Here is a 21,478-nt window from a genome sequence, read left to right as displayed (position 1 = left end):
TCCCCCCCACCCCCCCCCGGCCTTGCCGCTATCCCCCCGTCTTAAAAGAGCCCTATGTTACTTCCCCCCGCCGGGGCGACACCGTGACCTGAACACGGTGACGCCGCTGCATTTTGCGGAGACATTTCCGGTTATGCGGCAGGTTGAGCCTTGGCCGGAAATCGACGGGGTCGAATCCGGTCACACGGCCCGCTTCCGTCGCCCGCGCTCCTCACGGCTCCCCCACGGCTCCCTCACACCTTCCCCGCGAAGTCCCCCAGGGCCCCTGTGAAGCCCCTGTGCTCATCAACGGCGCAGCAGCCCCCCACTGCCCGGCCCGGCCGCACCCCACCACGCGGCTCAACCCCGCCCCATCGCCCGGGTCAGCTCGATCTCGATCACCACGCGCGTGGGATTGGGGCCCGGCGTGCGCCCGTAGCGCACGGCGTACCGCCGTACCGCGTCCGCGACCTTCTCGGGCTCCGAGCGGACGAAAGCGCGCCCCTCCAGCGTGGCCCAGCGGCCCCCGTCCACCTGGCACACCGCGACCCGGGCGCCGTCCGGGCCCGCCGCCAGGACGTTGGCCGCCTTCCGGCTGGCCCCGTCGGTGATGATCCGGGCCAGCCGGCTCTCGGGGTCGTACGTCACGCCGACCGGCACCACATGCGGACTGCCGTCCGGGCGTGGTGTGGTCAGCGTGCACAGGTGGCGTTCCTGCCAGAAGGCGAGATACGGCGCGTCCGGGGCGCCCGGGTCCTGCGGGTATGCGGCCATGGTCGGAACTTAGTGCGCCAGGAGGGTCCCACGCGCACCTTGAGCGGAATAGACTCAACTTTGTGTACGCTGACAGAGTCAGTACGGGAGAGCGCTGACGCAAGGAGGAGACAGCGAACGTGGACGCCGAGCTGACCAACCGGAGCCGGGACGCGATCAACGCGGCCAGCAGCAGGGCCGTGTCCCAGGGGCACGCCGACCTCACCCCCGCCCACCTGTTGCTCGCGCTGCTGCAGGGCCAGGACAACGAGAACATCACCGACCTGCTCGCCGCGGTGGACGCCGACCAGGCGGCCGTTCGGGCCGGGGCGGAGAAGGTGCTCGGCTCGCTGCCCAGCGTGACCGGGTCGACCGTCGCGCCCCCACAGCCCAACCGCGACATGCTGGCCGTCGTCGCCGACGCGCAGAGCCGCGCCCGCGACCTCGGGGACGAGTACCTGTCCACCGAGCACCTGCTGCTCGGCGTCGCCGCCAAGGGCGGCCCGGCCGCCGAGGTGCTCACCCGGCAGGGCGCCACCCCGAAGAAGCTGCAGGACGCCTTCCGCAAGGCCCGCGGCGGACGCCGGGTGACCAGCGCCGACCCCGAGGGCCAGTACAAGGCCCTGGAGAAGTTCGGGACGGACTTCACCGCCGCCGCCCGCGAGGGCAAGCTCGACCCGGTGATCGGCCGGGACACCGAGATCCGGCGGGTCGTCCAGGTGCTGTCCCGGCGCACCAAGAACAACCCCGTCCTCATCGGCGAGCCCGGCGTCGGCAAGACGGCCGTCGTCGAGGGGCTCGCCCAGCGGATCGTCAAGGGCGACGTGCCCGAGTCCCTCAAGGACAAGCGGCTCGTCGCGCTCGACCTCGGGGCGATGGTCGCCGGGGCGAAGTACCGGGGCGAGTTCGAGGAGCGGCTGAAGACCGTCCTGGCCGAGATCAAGAACTCCGACGGGCAGATCATCACCTTCATCGACGAGCTGCACACGGTGGTCGGCGCGGGCGCCGGCGGCGACTCCGCCATGGACGCCGGCAACATGCTCAAGCCCATGCTCGCGCGCGGTGAGCTGCGCATGGTCGGCGCGACGACGCTCGACGAGTACCGGGAGCGGATCGAGAAGGACCCGGCGCTGGAGCGGCGCTTCCAGCAGGTGCTGGTGGCCGAGCCGACCGTCGAGGACACCATCGCCATCCTGCGCGGGCTCAAGGGCCGCTACGAGGCCCACCACAAGGTGCAGATCGCGGACGCGGCCCTGGTCGCCGCCGCGACCCTCTCCGACCGCTACATCACCTCCCGCTTCCTCCCCGACAAGGCCATCGACCTCGTCGACGAGGCGGCCTCGCGCCTGCGCATGGAGATCGACTCCTCCCCGGTCGAGATCGACGAGCTCCAGCGCTCCGTCGACCGGCTGAAGATGGAGGAGCTGGCCCTCAGCAAGGAGACCGACGCCGCCTCCCGCGAGCGCCTGGAGAAGCTGCGCCGCGACCTCGCCGACCGGGAGGAGGAGCTGCGGGGCCTGACCGCCCGCTGGGAGAAGGAGAAGCAGTCCCTCAACCGCGTCGGCGAGCTGAAGGAGCGGCTCGACGACCTGCGCGGACAGGCCGAGCGGGCCCAGCGCGACGGCGACTTCGACACCGCCAGCAAGCTGCTCTACGGCGAGATCCCGACCCTGGAGCGCGACCTGGAGGCCGCGTCCGAGGCCGAGGAGGAGGCCGCGAAGGACACCATGGTCAAGGAGGAGGTCGGCTCGGACGACATCGCCGACGTCGTCGCCTCCTGGACCGGCATCCCGGCCGGCCGCCTGCTGGAGGGCGAGACGCAGAAACTGCTGCGCATGGAGGACGAGCTGGGCAAGCGGCTCATCGGCCAGGCGCAGGCGGTCCAGGCGGTCTCCGACGCCGTACGGCGCTCCCGCGCGGGCATCGCCGACCCCGACCGCCCGACCGGCTCCTTCCTCTTCCTCGGCCCCACCGGCGTCGGCAAGACCGAGCTGGCCAAGGCCCTCGCCGACTTCCTCTTCGACGACGAGCGGGCCATGATCCGCATCGACATGTCGGAGTACGGCGAGAAGCACAGCGTCGCCCGTCTGGTCGGCGCGCCCCCCGGCTACATCGGCTACGAGGAGGGCGGCCAGCTCACCGAGGCGGTGCGCAGGCGGCCCTACAGCGTGGTGCTGCTGGACGAGGTGGAGAAGGCCCACCCGGAGGTCTTCGACGTCCTTCTGCAGGTCCTGGACGACGGCCGGCTGACCGACGGGCAGGGCCGCACGGTCGACTTCCGCAACACGATCCTGGTGCTGACGTCCAACCTGGGCAGCCAGTACCTGGTCGACCCGCTGTCCACCGAGGCGGAGAAGAAGGAGCAGGTCCTGGAGGTGGTGAGGGCCTCCTTCAAGCCGGAGTTCCTCAACCGGCTCGACGACCTGGTGGTGTTCTCGGCCCTGAACAAGGAGGAGCTCCGCAGGATCGCCCGCCTCCAGATCGACCGCCTCGCCAAGCGGCTCGCCGAGCGGCGGCTCACCCTGGAGATCACCGACGCGGCCCTGGCCTGGCTCGCCGACGAGGGCAACGACCCGGCGTACGGCGCCCGGCCGCTGCGCCGGCTGGTGCAGACGGCCATCGGCGACCGGCTCGCCAAGGAGATTCTCGCGGGCGAGGTCAAGGACGGCGACACGGTCCGGGTGGACGCGTTCGGCGAGGGCCTGATCGTGGGCCCCGCCACCGGCAAGACCCTGTGACACACCCCCGAGCTCGGACCGTCCGAGCTCGGGCCGCCTCCCCGCCCCTTCGTGCAACAGGCCGGTTCCTGTCAGCTCAGGGCTGACAGGAACCGGCGGGGGTTGCCACCCCCCTCCCCGCATGGGGGAGGATGGCGGGATCCGTACGAAGGGAAAAACACGGTGACCATCGACCCGTCCTCGATTCCGAATTTCGGGGGCCAGCCCGAGCCGCAGCCCCAGGGTGGACCGGCGGGCCCCGTCGTCCCGGATCAGGATCTCGTGAAGCAGCTCCTCGACCAGATGGAGCTGAAGTACGTCGTCGACGACGAGGGAGACCTCGCGGCGCCGTGGGAGGAGTTCCGGACGTACTTCATGTTCCGCGGCGAGGGTGACCAGGCGGTCTACTCGGTGCGGACGTTCTACGACCGGGCCCACAAGATCGACGACAAGGTGCAGCTCCTGGAGTCGATCGACGACTGGAACCGGCGCACCCTGTGGCCCAAGGTGTACACGCACACCCACGACGACGGCACCGTCCGCCTCATCGGCGAGGCGCAGCTGCTGATCGGCGCCGGCGTCAACATCGAGCTGTTCGTCTCCTCGACGGTGAGCTGGGTGCGTGCGGCCATCGAGTTCGACAAGTGGCTGGTGGAACAGCTGGGCCTGGAATCCGAGGTCAACGACGCCGAGGAGAAGCCCGAGGGGGACGACGAGTAGGTCCCCGCGGACCTGCCAGCACCCCACACCGAGAGGCGCCCGCCCACACCCGTGGACGGACGCCTCTCGCGGTCTGTCAGCCCGGGGGCGCCTCGAGGGACCCAGCCGTCCCCACGTCGGCCTCGAGGACGCACGCAAGGAAGGCAAGCGCTCCAGCTTCGAGGACGTCCTGCTGATCTCCGAGGTCGTCTCGATCTCCTCGGCGCGCGAGGACCACGACGACTGCACCGCGAAGTACGGCCGCTACGGAATCCCGATCTACCTGGTCGAGGATCCCTACGCCCAGGAAGTCGTCCTTCACACCCAGCCGACCGCCGCCGGTCACATCGCCGCACCCACCCACAAGTACGGCACGGGCAAGCTCCTCGTCCCCCTGGCCGACGGCCGCACCTTCACCCTCGACCTCGACGAGCCCCCGCGCCCGGAGCCCGACGGAGACACCCGCTGACGAGGGACTCCCCGCCGGCCAGGCCCGTGCCGTCGGCACCGCCCTCGCCGGACGTGGTCGTTCCTGGTCGGGGCAGTCGGCTGGGATGGCCTGGCAGCTGGCGGCCCGGGCACTGGGTACCTTCGCCGCCCGCGCCCGGAAGGCTCGGCGCTCCTCAGGCAAGAGCGGCCGCAAGCGGCGCCGCTGACCCAGGCCGTGCTGACCACGGCCATACACGCAGAGCGCAGCGAGGAGAACCTGACCACGGCGTCCCGGCTGTTCCTCGCCCTGATGAAGCAGGACGGTGGCGCCAGGTCGCTTGTGCTCGCGCTGTCCGAGGTGTTCCCGTGGGTGCGCCACCTGGACGACGAAGAAGTCCGGGAATTCACCGTCGAGCTCCTGGATGCGCTGTCCGACGCCGCTGAGCTGGGCGCCAGGGACGCTGTGCATCGAGCGATCGTCTCGTGGCGGGCAACCGCCCGCATCAACGCAGACCCTGAACAGCTCCGGGGAGCACTCCGTCCGCTCGGTGACGTCGACCTCGGCCCGGTCGAGGTGCACGAGTGAGCCCGAAGAAAGGCGATCGGGTCAGCGTCCCTCCGCTGAGCGGCTGGAACGTCATCCACGGGACAGCGGAGGCCGCGACCGGTTGGGAGGAGCTGTGCCGGGTGGCGTTGCCGAATGCGCACCGCTGTCTGGAGGCCCTTCGCACAGACCCGCTGTCGCGGGCCAACTGGAACCGTCAGCACCAGCTCCGCGGCAGGCATGCCACCAGGGAATGGAAGGGCTCCGAGCTGGAGCAGTGGGAGTACGAGATCACCAGCGACGGCCGGGTTCGTTACCTGATCAGCCCGGCTACCTCGACTGTGATCCTGGTGTACGCCTCCCCGCGACACCCGAAGGACACTGAATAGCCCGAGGACGCCGACCGGATCCGCGCATCTGCGCGGCGCGACCGAACGCACCGTGCGGCCGGGGACGGAATCGGTGGATCGCAGCGGCACCCGCATGCATCATGTTTCGAGGAGAGCGGTCAGGACGACGGCGGGGTCGGCGTCAGGCGGCCCGGCCGGCCACCAGGTGCCCTGGTCCTTGGTGTACGGGTACCACAGACCGTCCCGGCCCAGGCGCAGTTGGGCGTCGCGGCCCTCGACGGTCCAGCGGTTGCGCCAGGAGCGGAGCCGGGGCGGTCTGCCGTCGGCCCAGTCCGCTCGCAGCGCCTCGCGGTCGCGCTCCAGACGAGAGGCGGGTGGGGCCCAAGGGCTTTCCAGCACGTCCAGGGACGCGACGCCGCCGTACCGCCATGCGCGGGTGGCGGCGGCGAGTTCGCGGGGGGTGCGGCCGCAGTTCGAAGCGATGTGGGCGAAGACCTCCAGAGTGTGGTGAGCGGCGGCGAAGCGGACGGCGTCCTGCCATTCGGTGAGCGGGATGGGTGGAATCGTGTCGGCGTGCCGCGTGCCGAGGGCTCCGGCGAGCAGATGGTGCGCACGCATCGCGGTGTCGGCGGCGAGCAGTTCGAGTGCGGCCGGGTCCACGCCGGGCTCCGGGACGGCCGAGTCCACCAGGGCGGGGCCGCGGCCGGCCCGTTCCGGCAGCGGCGGCGGGGCAGGCAGGGACGGCAGGTCGGTGCGTGAGGCGAAGGCGAGCCCTGCGGGATCGCCGGTCCGCGCCGGGGACCCGTTCGGATCCGCTCCTGCCGCCGTTGTCGCAGACACCGCGGCTTCGGCGGAGGCGCGGGCGGTGTTGCGGCGGCCGAGCTCGTCCATCAGTTCCCGCTCGCCGCGCCCCCGCAGGAGCAGCAGCACGAAGGGGTCGCGGTCCAGAAGCCGGGCGACCTGGTAGCAGAGGGCCGCGGCGTGTTTGCAGGGGTAGCCCCAGTCGGGGCAGCTGCACTCGGGGTCGAGGTCCCGTGGGCCGGGCAGCAGCGGGACACCGGCGGCCGCCGCGTCGTCGGCGAGCCCGGCGGGCATCTCGCCGTCCAGCAGTGCGGCGATGTTGGCGGCCCGCTCGGCGATCATGTCGAGGAGCCGGTCCCACTGCTGGTCCGTCAGTTGCTCGACCTGGACCGTGGAACGGTACGGGGTGCGGCGGCTGCCCTGCACCGGGGCGGCAGCCGAGCCGGGGGCGACGGTGACCGGTCCGACCGCGCCGCCGCGCGCGTAGGTCCGACCGCGCGAGAGGCGGCCGGAGTCCAGGGAAGTCTCCTCCAGGGAGCGCAGCCATGCGCGGCCCCACCAGGAGTCGGCGAAGGGCGCGCGGCTGCCCTTGGTCGGCGGGAGTGCCTCGAAGGTACAGACAGCCGACTCGCCCGGCCGGCTACGCCCGGTCATCGTCCCGTCTTTCGCAGTGTGACCAGTTCGGCCAGTTCGCTGTCGCTCAGTTCGCTGAAGGCCGCCTCGCCCGAGCCGAGCACCGAGTCGGCCAGTTCCCGCTTCTGGCGGAGCATCTCGGCGACCCGGTCCTCCACGGTGCCCTCGGCGATCAGCTTGTGCACCTGGACCGGCTGGGTCTGTCCGATCCGATAGGCGCGGTCGGTGGCCTGGTCCTCCACGGCCGGGTTCCACCAGCGGTCGAAGTGGATGACGTGTCCGGCCCGGGTCAGGTTCAGACCGGTCCCGGCGGCCTTGAGGGACAGCAGGAACACCTTCTTCTCGCCGGTCTGGAAGGCGTCGACCATCTCCTCGCGGCGTTTGACCGTGGTGCCTCCGTGCAGGAACAGGGTGTCCACGCCGCGGTCGGCCAGGTGGCGTTCGATCAGCGCGCCCATGGCCACGTACTGGGTGAAGACCAGGGCCGACCCGTCCTCGGCCAGGACGGTGTCCAGGAGTTCGTCCAGGAGTTCCAGTTTCCCCGAGCGGCCCGGGAGCTTGGCGCGCGCGGGTTCCTTCAGGAACTGCGCGGGGTGGTTGCAGATCTGCTTCAGGCCGGTGAGGAGCTTCATCACCAGGCCGCGCCGTGCGATGCCCTGCCTCTCCTCGATCTCGGCCATGAGCTCGCGGACCAGCGCCTCATACAGCGAGACCTGTTCCTTCGTCAGGGACACCGGCTGGTCGGTCTCGGTCTTGGGCGGCAGTTCGGGCGCGATGCCGGGGTCGGACTTGCGCCGGCGCAGCAGGAAGGGGCGGACCAGGGCGGCCAGCCGCCGGGCGGCCTGTTCGTCGCGGTCGCCCTCGACGGCCGTGGCGTAGCGGTCACGGAAGGAGGTGAGCGTGCCGAGCAGGCCGGGGGTGGTCCAGTCGAGCAGTGACCACAGTTCGGACAGGTTGTTCTCGACCGGGGTGCCGGTCAACGCGACCCGTCCCCGGGAGGGGATCCGGCGCAGGGCCTGGGCGGTGAGCGCGTGCGGGTTCTTGACGTGCTGGGCCTCGTCGGCGACGAGCAGGCCCCAGGGCTGCTCGGTGAGGCGTTCGGTATCGCGGCGCATGGTCCCGTAGGTGGTCAGGACGAAGCCGCCGTCCGCTCCGCCGTCGAGGCCGGCCAGGTCACGGCCGGGGCCGTGGAAGCGGCGCACCGGGCTGGTGGGTGCGAAGCGCCGGATCTCGCGCTCCCAGTTGCCGAGCAGCGAGGCGGGGCAGACCACCAGGGTGGGACCGGCGGTGGGTTTCCGTTCCTGGCGACGCAGGTGGAGAGCGATCAGGGTCACGGTCTTGCCCAGGCCCATGTCGTCGGCGAGGCAGCCGCCCAGGCCGAGCGAGGTCATCCGGTGCAGCCAGTTCAGGCCGCGCAGCTGGTAGTCGCGCAGGGTAGCGGCCAGGGCTTTCGGGGGCCCCTGGGACTCGCGCGCCGCGCGGGCCTCGGGGTCGGCGATCCGGGAGCGCAACTCCTCCAGTACGCCGCTCGCGGTGACCGCCACTTGTTCGCCGTCCACCTCCACGCTGCCGGTGAGCGCGGCGCCCAGGGCGTCGATCGGGGTGAGCGGGGCCGTCCTGGACTGCGCGGCCCGGCGCAGCCGGCGGACCAGATCCGGGTCCACGACCACCCACTGGTCGCGCAGCCGCACGATCGGCCGGTGTGCCTGGACCAGCCGCTCCAGTTCCTCTTCGCTGAGTTCCCGGTCTCCGAGCGCGACCCGCCAGCGGAAGTCCAGCAGGCCGCCGGAGGACAGGAACGACTCGGCCGCAGACTGCGTTCCCTGGCGGCGTACGGGTTCCAGGACGCCGGAGGCCGTCAGCTCGCGTACCAGCTCCTTGGGCCAGTGCACGGCGACGCCGGCTGCGGCGAGGCTTTCCGCCGCGTCGCCCAGTAGCGCCTGGGCCTCCTCGTCGGACAGCTCCAGGCCGGCCGGGGCGGCGGAGTCCAGCAGCCGTCCGGCCGGGGGCCAGGCGCGGGCGGCCCGGCGCAGCGTCAGCAGGGTGTCCACCTGGGCCCGTGGGCCGAACAGTTCGGGGGCGGTGGCCCTGCCGGACCACAGGTCCGCGGCGTCGGCGAGAACCGTGGGATCGGCCAGGCTGCGCAGCTGGACCACGGCCCGGAAGGAGTCCGCGGGGTCCAGTTCCAGCCGCAGCGAGACAGCCAGACCCGCGTCGCGGCCGGCGGCGACCTCCGCCGCCCACCCCCGCTGCTCGGGCACGGACTGCGGGGCGCGTACCGCGAACGCCGGTTGGCCGGTCACCTGGCGGGCGGCGGGCGGGCGGGCGAGGGAATCGGCCATGGCATCCAGGAAGGCCCGCAGCAGTGGCTCGGCTGCCGGAAGCGCGAGGGGGGAGACCCCAGGGACCGCGACCGCGCGGGCCTGAGGAGGCATGGCGGCGGCAAGGGTGGCCAGCCGCTCATGGTCCTCGGTGTCCAGTGGGCCGACCCGCCAGGCGTCGAATCCTTCGGGCGACACCCCGGGCAGCATCCGGCCCCGGGCGAGGAGACGCAGCCCCAGCAGGGCCGCTGTGCCCCAGAACGCGGTACCGGCCGATGCCCGCCCGCTGCCGTCCGCGCCGAGTGCCCGGCAGCGGGTCAGCAGCGGCAGCGCCTGCTCCACCGGCAGCAGCACGGCGACCACCCGCGCCCGGCGCACGGACGAACCGTGCGGCCGGACCACGGTGAGTTCCTCGGGTTCCACCCCGAGGTCCGGTGGCTTGCTCCCGGGCGTCCAGAACGCCATCCGTCCCGTCCGGGGCGGGTCCGCGGGAAGGAACACCGCCTCGCCCAGGGCGAGGCGGGTCCGCGGGAAGGAACACCGCCTCGCCCAGGGCGAGCTCGGGCAACCCGGCAAACATCCGTTCCCGGCCCGGAGCCGCCGACTCGGACTCCGCCGACGGGTAAACCTTCGCCACCACACCCACTCCTGGCCAGGTTCCTGCACATGTTCGGGAGGGCGCTGACAGCCCACGAGCCCTCGGCGGGTCAAGGCTATCCGCGCGGACGGACAGGAAGCGCCCGAAGTGTTTCGCCCGCTCGGCGCAGTTCGGAAAGATGTCGCCGGCACCCGCCGGGGACCGGCGCCACCCCTTCGCGATGGCAGCCCGTTACCGGTGCCGGAATCCGGCTCCCCCTGAGGAAACCCTTGGCCGTGACCGTCGAGCCCAGGCCGACCTACCAGTTGAAGATCGTCCTGCGAGACACCAGTCCGCCGGTCTGGCGCCGGGTCACCCTGCCCGCCGACACCTCGCTCGGCTGCCTGCACGACATCATCCAAGTGTGCTTCGGCTGGGACGACTCGCACCTGCACTCCTTCACCGAACCCGCCTCAAACCGCCAGTTCGTCGGCTTCGAAGCACCGCTGGACCGCGTTCCTTTCCGCGACTCCGACGAGGAGTCCGTGACCGTGGCCGAGGTGCTGCCCTGCGAAGGCGGCCGGCTGGAGTACACCTACGACTTCGGCGACGCCTGGCGGCACCGGATCACGCTGGAGAAGATCCTCCCCGCGTCCACGCCCGACCGGCGCGTCCGCTGCACCGGGGGTCGCCGCGCCATGCCCTGTGCCGAGGACATCGGGGCGGACAGGGAGTCCGTCCCGGTGCGACCCGTCTCCTTGGCACCGCGCGCGGATCTCGCCGCGGCCGCCCGGCAGGTACCGCTGATCGCCTCCGCCCTGCGCCTGGCCCACTGGTGCCAGGGCGGACGAGCCGTCACTTCCCGGGGCGTGCTCAAGCCCGCGCTGGGCCGCCAGGCCCTCCAGGAACTCGCCTGGACCAGGAGGGGACTTGGTTCTGCCGCTCCTCGAACAGGCAGCCGACGATCTGTGGCGCTGAGACCACCCCGCCACCGGGACCCGTTCTGGATGCGGTGGGGCGGCTTCTGAGCGCTAGGGACAAGGCGCTGGCCAAGCGGCTGCGCAGGTCCGCGACCAAAGTCGGATCCCGGCATCGAGGATGAGGCACCGACGGGCTGAACGCTACGCGACGCTGAGGCCGACAGAGGCTGTGCTGGATCCGCTCGAGGTCGGTCAGCTCTCGTAGTGGTAGCGGCACTGTGCGATCAGGGCGCGAATGCCTTGTGGAGCCGTTCCGTCGCGTCCGCCAGCACCTCGCCGCGTTTGCAGAACGCGAACCGTACGAAGGGGGCACCCTCGTCGCGGTGGTCGTAGAAGACCGCGTTCGGGATGGCGACGACACCCGCCCGCTCGGGGAGGGCGCGGCAGAAGGCGAAGCCGTCGGACTCGCCGAGCGGCCGGATGTCGGTGGTGACGAAGTACGTGCCCGCCGGCCGGAACACCTTGAAGCCCGCCTGCTCCAGCCCGTCCGCGAGCAGTTCCCTCTTGCTCCGCATGTCGGCGCGGAACTCCTCGAAATAGCTGTCCGGCAGGCGCAGGGCCTCCGCGACCGCGTACTGGAAGGGCCCGGAGGCGACGTACGTCAGGTATTGCTTGGCGGAACGGACGGCGGTCACGAGTTCTGCGGCGCCGGTGACCCAGCCGACCTTCCAGCCGGTGAAGGAGAACGTCTTGCCGGCCGAGCCGATGGTGACCGTGCGCTCGCGCATGCCGGGCAGCGTGGCGAGGGGCACGTGCTCGGCGTCGTCGAAGACCAGGTGCTCGTACACCTCGTCGGTCACCACGAGCAGGTTCCGCTCCACCGCCAGCTCGGCGATCGCCGCCAGCTCCTCGCGGGTGAGGACCGTGCCGGTCGGGTTGTGCGGGGTGTTGATCAGCAGCAGCCGGGTGCGGTCGGTGACCGCGTCCCGCAGTTCGTCCAGGTCGAGGCGGAACCGGGCGCGCTCGGGGTCCGGGCGCAGGGTGACCGGCACGCGCGTGGCGCCGGCCATGGCGATGCAGGCCGCGTAGGAGTCGTAGTACGGCTCGAGGGCGATCACCTCGTCGCCGGGTTCCAGCAGGGCGAGGAGCGCGGCGGCGATGGCCTCCGTGGCGCCCGCGGTGACCAGGACCTCCGTGTCCGGGTCGAAGGCCAGGCCGTAGCGGCGGCGCTGGTGCTCGGCGATCGCCGTGCGCAGCTCGGGGACGCCCGGACCCGGCGGGTACTGGTTGCCGCGCCCGTCCCGCAGCGCCCGCACGGCCGCCTCGCGGATCTCCTCGGGGCCGTCCGTGTCGGGGAAGCCCTGGCCCAGGTTGATCGCGCCGGTCGCCGCCGCCAGGGCGGACATCTCGGCGAAGATCGTCGTCCCGAACTCGGCGAGGCGGCGGTTGAGCAAGGGGCGCGCGGTGGAGGTCATGGGCGTCATCCTGCGCCGAAGCCCGGCGGTTCCTCAACTCACCGTCCCGGCCGGCGCGAGGAACGCGGAGGCGGGGGACCCGGTCGGCAGACGGCCCCGACCTGCCGTTCTGTGCAGGTCAGAGGCTTCTCGCGGGGGAGAACCCTCTGAAGTTGCTCAACTCTGCTTTGGCTGGTCAGCCGGACGGGCATCCCCCGTTCACGTGGCGCTCAGGCACCGCGCGAGGCGCCCACGGGGGGTTGCTTCGGGGGACTCGGAAGGAGGGTGACGCCATGGTCTTCGGCATCATCCTGGCGGTGATCGCGATCGTGCTCGTGGCGGCCCTGTTCGCCAACGCCCGCAAGGGCGGCGCCGCCAAGGCGCACCGTGGCCGCTCGCGCGGCTCGTCCGGCGGCGGGGCCGCCGCCGGCAGCTGGTGGGCCGGTTCGGGGGACGGCGGCTCCGGCGGGGGCCACCACGGGGGGCACCACGGAGGCCACTCCTGCGGCGGGGGGTCGTCCTGCGGAGGCGGGTCCTCCTGCGGGGGCGGATCCTCCTGCGGAGGAGGCGGCGGATGCGGCGGATCCAGCTGACACGGGGCAGCTGAGCTCCCCGGGGGGAGCCGTGTCCGGACCGCGGGGCCCGCACCGACCACGGGCCCCGCGGTCGCACCATGCCGCGGACGGCGAGTGCGCCGTCGTGGGCGAGGGCCAGGACGGATGCGCCGCGGACGGCGAGTGCGCCGTCGAGGGCGAGGGCGAGGTCGAGGTCGAGGGCCGAGGCGGATGCGCCGCGGACGGCGAGTGCGCCGTCGAGGGCGAGGGCGAGGGCGAGGGCCGGGGCGGATGTGCCCCGGACGGCGGATGCGGCCGCAGGCGGCGGATGCGCATACCCCCGGGCGGGGCTTTCACTCGGGGCGCGCGGCAGCACGGCACATCACCGGGCGTACGCCAAAGTTGAACAATTGAGCTGTGTAGCCCCCCGAGGGATGGAAACCCCACGAAGTTGGGTAAAAACGCTGTGGCGGCACCACAGTTCATGATTCCCTCTACACCACCGACGCAGCCCCTCGGACCCTCTTCGGACGTCCCGAGCGGACGACACTCACAGACCGGGCTGACCGGGGCCGTCTCCCGGTGTCGTCCTGGGTGCGCCGGACCCACCGCCTCTTCTTTGCTTCTCCGCGGAGCCGACCCATGCTCACGACCCTGAACACCTCCTACACCGACACGCGCGCGGCCGATCTCGCCTGGGCCCTGGGGCGCGAGCCGCTGCCCGCCCTCGCCACTCTCGATTTGGAACTGTCCGCTGCCAAGCTGCAGTTGAGACTGCTCGGCGCATCGCACCAGGTGCTGCTGGAGGAGGAGCAGGGCTGTTGTTCGGAGACGGTGGCCTGCCTCCCCGGCAGCAGCACCCCCCTTCCGCTGGGCGTCGCCAAGCGGGTGGGCGACTGGGAGTACGAGTTCGCCGCGCACGTCGAGGTGCTGTCGCCGGGCCGGTTCGCGGTCCGCGCCCAGGAACTCCTGGCCCTCGTCTCCGAACATCCGCACGGCCTCGCCGGCGTCTTCCCCGGCAGCCCGCACGCCTTCACCGCGCTGCTCGCCCAGCGGCAGGAGGGCCAGGTGCAGTGGCGCACCTGGCACGCCTACCCGCAGGACGGCCAGTTGGTGGCGACGCGCACGAGGGTCGGGATCCGGACCGGGGCGGACGTCCGCGTCCCGTTGTCGGCGACCTAAACGCACGGAGCCGCAACCAGTCCCCAGTTCCACACGTGTGGGTGACGAAGGGTGCACGTGTCGTCACGTAACGTCGCAGTCGTGATCGAACCGCACGCACCAGCCCCACCCGGCGCCCCGCCGCCCTGGCGGGGCCCCGCGCGGCTTCCCGTCCGGCCGGACACCGGGCGGTTCCTGGTCCTCGCGTGCGTCTTCGTCTGCGCGGCCTGCGGCCTCGTCTACGAACTCGAACTCGTCGCGCTCGCCTCCTACTTGATGGGCGACTCCGTCACCCAGGCCTCCGTGGTGCTGTCCGTCATGGTCTTCGCGATGGGCATCGGCTCCCTCGCCGCCAAACGGCTGCGCCGGTTCGCCGCGGCCGGCTTCGGCGCCCTGGAGGCGACCCTCGCGCTGGTCGGCGGCTGCAGCGCCCTGGCCCTGCACGCGGTGTTCGCGTGGACGGGCGCCTGGGGCGGTCCGTGGGCCGACGGCCCCCGTGTCCTGCTCGTCGCGTTCTCCCTGGCCATCGGCCTGCTCATCGGCGCCGAGGTGCCGCTCCTGATGGAACTCATCCAGCGCATCCGCCGCCAGGACGCGGGCGGCGCGGTGGCCGACCTGTTCGCCGCGGACTACGTGGGCGCGCTCGTGGGCGGCCTCGCCTTTCCCTTCCTGCTGCTGCCGTTCCTGGGCCAGTTGACGAGCTCCCTGCTGACCGGCGCGGTCAACGTCGTGGCGGGGGCCGCCCTGGTGCTGGGCCTGTTCCGCCGCGACCTCACCTGCCGCGCCCGCTGCCTCCTGCTCGTCGCCAACATCACCGTCCTCGGCGTCCTCGCCTCCGCCGCCGTCCTCGTCGACGACTTCGAACGGGCGGCCCGGCAGGCGGTCTACGGCGACGGCGTACGGGTGGCGGTGCAGACCGGCGTGCAGGAGATCGTCCTCACCGGCGGCGCCGACGGCCGCCCCCTCGACCTGTACCTCGACGGCCGTCTGCGCGTCGGCGGCCGCGAGGAGCGGCGCTACCACGAGGCGCTGGTCCATCCCGCGATGAACGGCTCCCACGCGCGCGTGCTGATCCTCGGCGGCGGCGACGGCCTGGCCGCCCGCGAGGTCCTCGCCCACCCCGACGTCCGCCGCGTCGACGTCGTCGAGCTCGACCCCGCCCTGATCCGGCTGGCCCGCACCGACCCGGCCCTGTCCGGCCTCAACGGGCACTCCTACCGCGACCCACGCGTCCACGTCACCGCCGCGGACGCTTTCCCGTGGCTGCGCGAGGCGCCCCCGGCGACGTACGACGTGGTCGTGGCGGACCTGCCCGACCCGGGCATCACGGCCAGCACCAAGCTGTACTCCCAGGAGTTCTACGGTCTCGCCCGGCGCGTCCTGGCCCCCGGCGGACGCCTCGTGGTGCACGCGGGCCCGGTCGCGACCCGCCCCCGCGTGTTCTGGACGGTCGAGGCGACGCTGCGCGCGGCCGGCCTGCGCACGGCCCCCTACCGGGTGGACGGCCGCGCCGCCGGCTTCACCGCGGGCCCCGACCGCACCGCCGACGCCGCCCGCGCGCCCCGCGACTGGGGTTTCGTCCTGGCCGCCGCCGACACCCGCCCGCGGCTGCGGCTCGACCCGCGCGAGAGGCCCCTGCGCACCCTGACCCAGGCGGCCCTGGCGGCTGACGCGCGGGCGGCGCAAGGGACGCGGGTGACGGGAGCACGGGCGTCGACGTTGGTGCATCCGCGCTACTGACGGCGCCGCCCCGCGCCACCGACGACGCGCCCCTGCTCCTGACGGCGGGCCGCCCGCAGAGCGGCGGGCGCGTACCACCGGCCGGAGCGCGGTGCGGGGGAATCCCGGTTTCGCCGGGTGCTTTCCGGTGCTCGCTGGGTAGGCTCCGCACTCATGGAGCATGAGGTGTTCGTTCCGGTTCCGGCCGAGCGGCTGACGGCGGCCCTCGCCGATCCCGCGCAGGTGGCCCGGGCGGTCCCCGGCCTCCAGCAGGACGCCGGCACCGAGCCCGTGGCGGGGCGGCTCAAGCTGCGGATCGGCGGCCACACCATCACCTACCGGGGCGCCGTACGCGTCGCGCCCCGCGAGGACGGCGGCTACGCCGTGGAGGGCGACGCCACCGAGGCCCGGGGCGGCGGTTCGGTGAAACTCGCCCTCACGCTGCGGCTGCGCGAGGCCGACGGCGGTGCGACGCTGCGCTTCGAGGGGACGGCCTCGGCCGACGGCCGGGTCACGGAGCTGCCGTCGGGGGCCGTCGAATCGGCGGTCGCCCGCCTGCTGAACCGCTTCGCGGGCAACCTGGGAGCGGCGACCGCCCGAGAAGCCGAGGACGCGCCGGGAGCCAGGACGACGCCGGCCCCCGAGCCGACCGCCGCTCCGCAGGACGACACGACCGGCGGGCCCGCCGGACACAGCGGGACGGACGACGCCGACGCCGACACCGGTGCCGACGCCGAACATGCCGACGGTCCCGCCGTTCGGGAGAACCCGGACGCTCCGGTCGCCCCCGACGCCCCGGCGGACCCGGGCGATCTGGACGACGTCGACGAACCCGCCGTCCAGGAGGGCGTCTTCGAGGCGGAGGTGCCCCCGTCCGGGCTGGACGGCCTCGCCGGTCCCGGGGAACCGCCCGCCGAGGCCGCGCACGCGCGCCGCACGATGATCGGCCGCAGCGCCGAGGAGGTGGACCACGCTCCTCCGCGCGGGCGTTACGCGCCCGTCCCGGCCCCGCAGACCGTCATGCCCAACAGCACGCTGCGCTGGGCCGCTCCGGCTGCCGCACTGGTGGTCGCGTCGGCGATCGTGGTCGGCAGGGCGCTGCGCCGGCGAGGCTGAGGAACCGGTGGGCGGCCCGTACGACGGCCTGTTCCGGGGCTTCGGGGGCCTGTCCGGCGGCCGGGCGGGCTTCTCCGCGGCGGCCGCCGCCGCTTCTCGGCCCCCTGCTCCGCCGACCCTCCGCGGAGTCCCAGTAGGGTCGTCCCGTGAGTGACGAAGACATCACGCTGACCGCGGGTGACGCGGAGGTGACCGTGCAGCCGGGCAACGGCGGCCGGGTCGGAGGGCTGCGCGTCGGCGGCCTCGAACTCCTGCGCCAGGGCGAGCGGTTCGGCTGCTTCCCGATGGTCCCCTGGTGCGGACGGATCCGCGACGGCCGCTTCCGGGACGGCGTGGCCGTCCGCCAGATGCCGCTCAACGCCGCGCCGAACGCCATCCACGGCACCGCCCGCGACGGCGCCTGGAAGGTGGCGCGGCGCACGGCCGACGAGGTGGTGCTGACGTACGCGCTGGTGGAGCCCTGGCCCTACCCGGGTCTGGTCACCCAGGTGATCGGGCTGGCCGAGGACGAGCTGCGGATCGCGATGTCGGTGGAGGCCCTCGACTCGTCGTTCCCGGCGCAGATCGGCTGGCACCCGTGGTTCAACCGGAACCTCGGCGGCCGCGGCGGAGGGGATGGAGGGGACGGCCAGGACGTGCGGATCTCCTTCGACCCGGCCTGGCAGGAGGAGCGCGGCGACGACCATCTGCCGACCGGCAACCGCGTCGACCCCCGGCCGGGTCCCTGGGACGACTGCTTCGGCATGCCCGGCGGCGTCGACGTCACCCTCACCTGGCCCGGTCAGCTGGAGCTGAAGGTGACCAGCCGCGAGGAGTGGGTCGTCGTCTACGACGAGCAGGAGGCCGCCGTGTGCGTGGAGCCCCAGACCGGGCCGCCGGACGGGCTGAACACGCTTCCGCGCCTGGTCACCCCGTTGGAGCCGCTGGAGGCGGAGACCACCTGGTCCTGGACCCGCCTCTGAGAGCCGCCTCTAAGCTGAGGGGCATGACGGACACACGTGGCGCGCTGCTGCAGCAGATCAAGGACAAGGCCGTGGTGCACGGCAAGGTGACCCTGTCGTCGGGTCTGGAGGCGGACTACTACGTGGACCTCCGCCGCGTCACCCTCGACGGGGAGGCCGCCCCGCTGGTGGGTCAGGTGCTGCTCGACCTGACCGCGGAGCTCGAGTTCGACGCCGTCGGCGGGCTCACCATGGGCGCCGACCCCGTCGCCGGCGCCATGCTGCACGCGGCCGCCGCGCGCGGGCGCAAGCTCGACGCCTTCGTCGTGCGCAAGGCGGCGAAGGCGCACGGCCTGCAGCGGCGGGTCGAGGGCCCGGAGATCAAGGGCCGCCGGGTCCTCGTCGTGGAGGACACCTCGACCACCGGCGGCTCGCCCCTCACCGCCGTCGAGGCCGTGCGCGAGGCGGGCGCCGAGGTGGTGGCCGTGGCGACCATCGTGGACCGGGCCACCGGCGCCGACCAGAAGATCCGCGAGGGCGCGGGCGTCCCGTACCTGTTCGCCTTCTCGAAGGACGAGCTGGGTCTGGACTGACCCGCGCCTTTCGCGCCGGGCCTTCACGGGCTCTTCGGGCTTCCCTCCCCACCCGGCCTTGCACGGGCCCTCCGGCCCTCCCTCCCCACCCGGCCTGCACGGGCCCTCCGGCCTTCCCCTCCCCCTCTTCGACCCGGCTGTGACCGGTACGCGGACCAGGCATGGACCGTTCGCGCATCTCTGGAAAGATGGGGCCGACGACGACGTCGAACCCAAGGTCTAGGTCAGGGCCGCAGCACGCATATCGTCAACCCGCACAATCAAGGAGCGGACAGATGCCCATCGCAACCCCCGAGGTCTACAACGAGATGCTCGACCGGGCGAAGGCAGGCAAGTTCGCCTACCCGGCCATCAACGTCACCTCGACGCAGACCCTGCACGCGGCGCTGCGCGGCTTCGCCGAGGCGGAGAGCGACGGCATCATCCAGATCTCCACGGGTGGCGCCGAGTTCCTGGGCGGCCAGTACAGCAAGGACATGGTGACGGGTTCGGTCGCCCTCGCCGAGTTCGCGCACATCGTCGCCGAGAAGTACCCGGTCACCGTCGCCCTGCACACGGACCACTGCCCCAAGGACAAGCTGGACGGCTACGTACGTCCGCTGCTCGCGGTCTCCGAGGAGCGCGTGAAGGCCGGCCGCAACCCGCTGTTCCAGTCGCACATGTGGGACGGCTCCGCCGAGACCCTCGCCGACAACCTCGCCATCGCGCAGGAGCTGCTCGCCCGCGCCGCCGCAGCGAAGATCATCCTCGAGGTGGAGATCACCCCGACCGGCGGCGAGGAGGACGGCGTCTCGCACGAGATCAACGACTCCCTGTACACGACGGTCGACGACGCGGTGCGCACCGTCGAGGCGCTCGGCCTCGGCGAGAAGGGCCGCTACCTGCTGGCCGCGTCCTTCGGCAACGTCCACGGCGTGTACAAGCCGGGCAACGTGGTGCTCCGTCCCGACCTGCTCAAGGAGCTGAACGAGGGCGTCGCCGCGAAGTACGGCAAGCCGGCCGGTTCGCAGCCGTTCGACTTCGTCTTCCACGGCGGTTCCGGCTCCACGGCGGAGGAGATCGCGACCGCGCTGGACAACGGCGTCGTCAAGATGAACCTCGACACGGACACGCAGTACGCCTTCACGCGGCCCGTCGCCGACCACATGTTCAAGAACTACGACGGCGTCCTGAAGGTCGACGGCGAGGTCGGCTCCAAGAAGACCTACGACCCGCGGACCTGGGGCAAGCTGGCCGAGGCGGGCATGGCCGCGCGCGTCGTGGAGGCCACGCAGCACCTGCGTTCGGCGGGCCAGAAGATCAAGTAGGCCTCCCGGGGCCGGGCGGCCCTGGGAGTACTACGGGTATGAGCGAGCCCGGCGCCTGTCTACGGCGCCGGGCTCGCTGTATACCTGGGGGCATGCCCGATGTCCGGCTGGCCTCGTCCCAGGGCAAGTGGATCCTGTTCACCACCGTGCTCGGCTCCAGCATGGCCCTGCTCGACTCGACCGTCGTCAACGTGGCGCTCCCGCGCATCGGCCGCGACCTGGACGCCGACCTCGCCGTCCTGCAGTGGACGGTCAACGCGTATCTGCTGACGCTGGCCGGCCTGATCCTGCTCGGCGGCTCGCTGGGGGACCGCTACGGGCGGCGGAAGGTGTTCGTGATCGGGGTGGTGTGGTTCGCCGCCGCCTCGCTGCTGTGCGGGCTCGCCCCGAGCGCCGGGGTGCTGGTCGCCGCCCGCGCCCTGCAGGGGGTCGGCGGCGCGCTCCTCACGCCGGGCTCCCTGGCGCTCATCCAGGCGTCCTTCCACTCCGAGGACCGGGGGCGCGCGGTGGGGTTGTGGTCCGGGTTCGGCGGCATCGGGGCGGCCGTGGGGCCGTTCATGGGCGGCTGGCTGGTCGACGGCCCGGGCTGGCGGTGGGTGTTCTGGCTGAACGTGCCGCTGGCGCTGGTGTGCGTGCCGGTGGCACTGCGGCACGTGCCCGAGTCCTCCGGGGCCGCCGCCCGTGTGCGCGACGGCCGCGGCGAGGTCGGCGGTGCCGGCGGCGGGGTCGGCGGTGCCGGCGGCCAGGTCCGTGGTGGCATCGGCGGCCGTGGGGGCGCGAGCGGGAAGGGACGCGCGGGTGCCGGCTTCGACGCGCTGGGCGCCTTCCTGGGCGCGCTGGCGCTCGCCCTGGTCACGTACGCCCTGATCGAGGCCGGAAGCGGGCCCCCTGCGGTGGTGGCGGGGACGGCGGTCGCGGGCGTGGCGGCCGGGGCGGCCTTCGTGGCGGTCGAGCGTCGCCGCCCGGACCCGATGCTGCCGCTCGACATCTTCGCCTCCCGCCAGTTCACGGCCGTCAACCTGGTCACCCTGTGCGTGTACGCGGCCTTCGGCGGCTTCTTCTTCCTGTGCGCGGTCCAGCTCCAGGTCGTGGCCGGCTGGTCCGCCCTCGGCGCGGGCACCGCGCTGCTGCCGACGACCGTGTTGATGCTGCTGTTGTCCGCCCGCTCCGGCGAACTGGCCGAGCGGATCGGGCCGCGGATCCCGCTCACCGTCGGCCCGTTGCTGTGCGCCGCCGGGATGCTGCTGATGCTGCGGGTGGGGCCGGAAGCGTCCTACGCCGGCGACGTCCTGCCAGGCGTCCTGGTCCTCGGCGTGGGCATGGTCGCGCTGGTCGCTCCCCTGACCGCGACCGTCCTGGCCTCGGTGGACGTCAGCCGGGCGGGCATCGCCAGCGGCGTCAACAACGCGGCGGCCAGGGCGGCGGGGCTGGTCGCGGTCGCCGCGCTGCCCCTGCTCACCGGCATGGGCCCGGAGGCCTACCGCTCGGCCCCGGCCTTCGACGACGCGTTCCGCAAGGCGATGGTGCTGTGCGCGGCGGTGCTGGCGCTGGGCGCGGTGATCGCCTTCACGACCGTGCGCCGACCGCCCCCGGACTGCCGTCGGCCCGAATGCCGCACCCACGGCAGCGTCCTGGCGCCGCCCCTGGAGGGCGAACGGGCGAAGGGCCGCCTGACGTAGCCGACCGACACCGCCCGGCCCCGGCCCCGGCCCCGGTCCCGCCCCGGCCCCGGTCCCGACACCGCCCCCTCGGTCCGGACACTGCCCCCTCGCCGGTCCCGGTCCCGCCGCGGTCCCGCCCCGGTCCCGGTCCCGCCGCGGTCCCGCCCCGGTCCCGGTCCCGCCGCGGTCCCGCCCCAGTCCCGGTCCCGCCCCGGTCCCGCCCCGGTCCCGGTCCCGCCCCGGTCCCGC

General features: G+C 73.0%; 18 protein-coding genes. 14 read left to right on the top strand and 4 right to left on the bottom strand.

All coding sequences use genetic code 11. From position 1 onward, the window contains the following. Positions 1–339 precede the first annotated feature (339 nt). On the bottom strand, positions 340–753 hold the full coding sequence (locus ACFVYK_RS08010) for a pyridoxamine 5'-phosphate oxidase family protein (RefSeq protein WP_389769981.1): 414 nt from the start codon (positions 751–753) through the stop codon (positions 340–342). 119 nt (positions 754–872) lie between these two features. Here ACFVYK_RS08010 and clpB point away from each other — a divergent pair, with 119 nt between their 5' ends. From clpB to ACFVYK_RS07985, 5 genes are all read left to right on the top strand, one after another. Further along, positions 873–3,470 (top strand): ATP-dependent chaperone ClpB, encoded by a 2,598-nt coding sequence (clpB, locus tag ACFVYK_RS08005; protein ID WP_389769979.1) that lies wholly within the window; start codon positions 873–875, stop codon positions 3,468–3,470. Positions 3,471–3,632: 162 nt separating this feature from the next. Further along, on the top strand, positions 3,633–4,169 hold the full coding sequence (locus ACFVYK_RS08000) for a YbjN domain-containing protein (RefSeq protein WP_389769977.1): 537 nt from the start codon (positions 3,633–3,635) through the stop codon (positions 4,167–4,169). Next, the gene (locus ACFVYK_RS07995; RefSeq protein ID WP_389769975.1) at positions 4,072–4,617 is read left to right on the top strand and encodes a Uma2 family endonuclease; all 546 of its coding nucleotides are present in this window, start codon (positions 4,072–4,074) and stop codon (positions 4,615–4,617) included. Before ACFVYK_RS08000 ends, ACFVYK_RS07995 begins: the two co-directional genes overlap by 98 nt. Positions 4,618–4,812: 195 nt before the next feature. Continuing rightward, on the top strand, positions 4,813–5,163 hold the full coding sequence (locus tag ACFVYK_RS07990) for a prevent-host-death family protein (protein ID WP_389769973.1): 351 nt from the start codon (positions 4,813–4,815) through the stop codon (positions 5,161–5,163). Continuing rightward, positions 5,160–5,510, top strand: a complete 351-nt coding sequence (locus ACFVYK_RS07985; RefSeq protein ID WP_389769971.1) for a hypothetical protein — start codon at positions 5,160–5,162, stop codon at positions 5,508–5,510. The genes ACFVYK_RS07990 and ACFVYK_RS07985 overlap by 4 nt, the downstream gene beginning before the upstream one ends. A 99-nt stretch (positions 5,511–5,609) precedes the next feature. Here the strand turns inward: ACFVYK_RS07985 and ACFVYK_RS07980 are convergent, their stop codons facing one another. Continuing rightward, positions 5,610–6,926: an SWIM zinc finger family protein gene (locus ACFVYK_RS07980; protein ID WP_389769969.1), complete on the bottom strand. Its 1,317-nt coding sequence runs from the start codon at positions 6,924–6,926 to the stop codon at positions 5,610–5,612. Continuing rightward, positions 6,923–9,691 carry a DEAD/DEAH box helicase gene (locus ACFVYK_RS07975; RefSeq protein ID WP_389769967.1) on the bottom strand — a complete coding sequence of 923 codons (2,769 nt, stop codon included), beginning with the start codon at positions 9,689–9,691 and terminating at the stop codon, positions 6,923–6,925. The genes ACFVYK_RS07980 and ACFVYK_RS07975 overlap by 4 nt, the downstream gene beginning before the upstream one ends. 408 nt (positions 9,692–10,099) lie before the next feature. On the opposite strand from ACFVYK_RS07975, the gene ACFVYK_RS07970 reads away from it, so the two are divergent. After that, positions 10,100–10,831: a plasmid pRiA4b ORF-3 family protein gene (locus ACFVYK_RS07970; RefSeq protein ID WP_389769965.1), complete on the top strand. Its 732-nt coding sequence runs from the start codon at positions 10,100–10,102 to the stop codon at positions 10,829–10,831. 176 nt (positions 10,832–11,007) lie between these two features. Here ACFVYK_RS07970 and ACFVYK_RS07965 read toward each other — a convergent pair whose 3' ends face one another. Then, positions 11,008–12,207, bottom strand: coding sequence for a pyridoxal phosphate-dependent aminotransferase (locus ACFVYK_RS07965; RefSeq protein WP_389769962.1), 1,200 nt, complete (start codon positions 12,205–12,207; stop codon positions 11,008–11,010). 263 nt (positions 12,208–12,470) lie between these two features. Here ACFVYK_RS07965 and ACFVYK_RS07960 point away from each other — a divergent pair, with 263 nt between their 5' ends. From ACFVYK_RS07960 to ACFVYK_RS07925, 8 genes are all read left to right on the top strand, one after another. Continuing rightward, the gene (locus ACFVYK_RS07960; RefSeq protein WP_389769959.1) at positions 12,471–12,770 is read left to right on the top strand and encodes a hypothetical protein; all 300 of its coding nucleotides are present in this window, start codon (positions 12,471–12,473) and stop codon (positions 12,768–12,770) included. Between the two features lie 603 nt (positions 12,771–13,373). Beyond that, positions 13,374–13,913, top strand: coding sequence for a DUF2617 family protein (locus ACFVYK_RS07955; protein ID WP_389769956.1), 540 nt, complete (start codon positions 13,374–13,376; stop codon positions 13,911–13,913). 81 nt (positions 13,914–13,994) lie between these two features. Next, positions 13,995–15,632: a polyamine aminopropyltransferase gene (locus ACFVYK_RS07950; protein WP_389769953.1), complete on the top strand. Its 1,638-nt coding sequence runs from the start codon at positions 13,995–13,997 to the stop codon at positions 15,630–15,632. Positions 15,633–15,785: 153 nt separating this feature from the next. Beyond that, entirely contained in the window at positions 15,786–16,727 is a 942-nt protein-coding gene (locus tag ACFVYK_RS07945) for an SRPBCC domain-containing protein (RefSeq protein ID WP_389769950.1), read from the top strand. 146 nt (positions 16,728–16,873) lie between these two features. Beyond that, positions 16,874–17,689, top strand: a complete 816-nt coding sequence (locus ACFVYK_RS07940) for an aldose 1-epimerase (protein ID WP_389769947.1) — start codon at positions 16,874–16,876, stop codon at positions 17,687–17,689. A gap of 23 nt (positions 17,690–17,712) precedes the next feature. After that, on the top strand, positions 17,713–18,261 hold the full coding sequence (gene pyrE, locus ACFVYK_RS07935; RefSeq protein WP_389769944.1) for an orotate phosphoribosyltransferase: 549 nt from the start codon (positions 17,713–17,715) through the stop codon (positions 18,259–18,261). Positions 18,262–18,536: 275 nt separating this feature from the next. Next, positions 18,537–19,568 carry a class II fructose-bisphosphate aldolase gene (gene fbaA / locus ACFVYK_RS07930; RefSeq protein ID WP_389769941.1) on the top strand — a complete coding sequence of 344 codons (1,032 nt, stop codon included), beginning with the start codon at positions 18,537–18,539 and terminating at the stop codon, positions 19,566–19,568. Between the two features lie 92 nt (positions 19,569–19,660). Next, entirely contained in the window at positions 19,661–21,247 is a 1,587-nt protein-coding gene (locus tag ACFVYK_RS07925; RefSeq protein WP_389769938.1) for an MFS transporter, read from the top strand. The last annotated feature ends 231 nt before the right edge of the window (positions 21,248–21,478 follow it).

Origin of the sequence: Streptomyces sp. NPDC058291 (assembly GCF_042880855.1) — a bacterium.
Lineage (GTDB): Bacteria > Actinomycetota > Actinomycetes > Streptomycetales > Streptomycetaceae > Streptomyces.
This window is presented reverse-complemented; position numbering and strand designations above follow the sequence as displayed.

Bases quoted from the DNA above. Each gene is read 5' to 3' on its own strand.
- ACFVYK_RS08010 (WP_389769981.1), bottom strand. From the start codon at position 753: ATGGCCGCATACCCGCAGGACCCGGGCGCCCCGGACGCGCCGTATCTC.
- ACFVYK_RS07980 (WP_389769969.1), bottom strand. From the start codon at position 6,926: ATGACCGGGCGTAGCCGGCCGGGCGAGTCGGCTGTCTGTACCTTCGAG.
- ACFVYK_RS07975 (WP_389769967.1), bottom strand. From the start codon at position 9,691: ATGGCGTTCTGGACGCCCGGGAGCAAGCCACCGGACCTCGGGGTGGAA.
- ACFVYK_RS07965 (WP_389769962.1), bottom strand. From the start codon at position 12,207: ATGACGCCCATGACCTCCACCGCGCGCCCCTTGCTCAACCGCCGCCTC.
- ACFVYK_RS07960 (WP_389769959.1), top strand. From the start codon at position 12,471: ATGGTCTTCGGCATCATCCTGGCGGTGATCGCGATCGTGCTCGTGGCG.
- ACFVYK_RS07955 (WP_389769956.1), top strand. From the start codon at position 13,374: ATGCTCACGACCCTGAACACCTCCTACACCGACACGCGCGCGGCCGAT.
- ACFVYK_RS07945 (WP_389769950.1), top strand. From the start codon at position 15,786: ATGGAGCATGAGGTGTTCGTTCCGGTTCCGGCCGAGCGGCTGACGGCG.
- pyrE (WP_389769944.1), top strand. From the start codon at position 17,713: ATGACGGACACACGTGGCGCGCTGCTGCAGCAGATCAAGGACAAGGCC.
- fbaA (WP_389769941.1), top strand. From the start codon at position 18,537: ATGCCCATCGCAACCCCCGAGGTCTACAACGAGATGCTCGACCGGGCG.
- ACFVYK_RS07925 (WP_389769938.1), top strand. From the start codon at position 19,661: ATGCCCGATGTCCGGCTGGCCTCGTCCCAGGGCAAGTGGATCCTGTTC.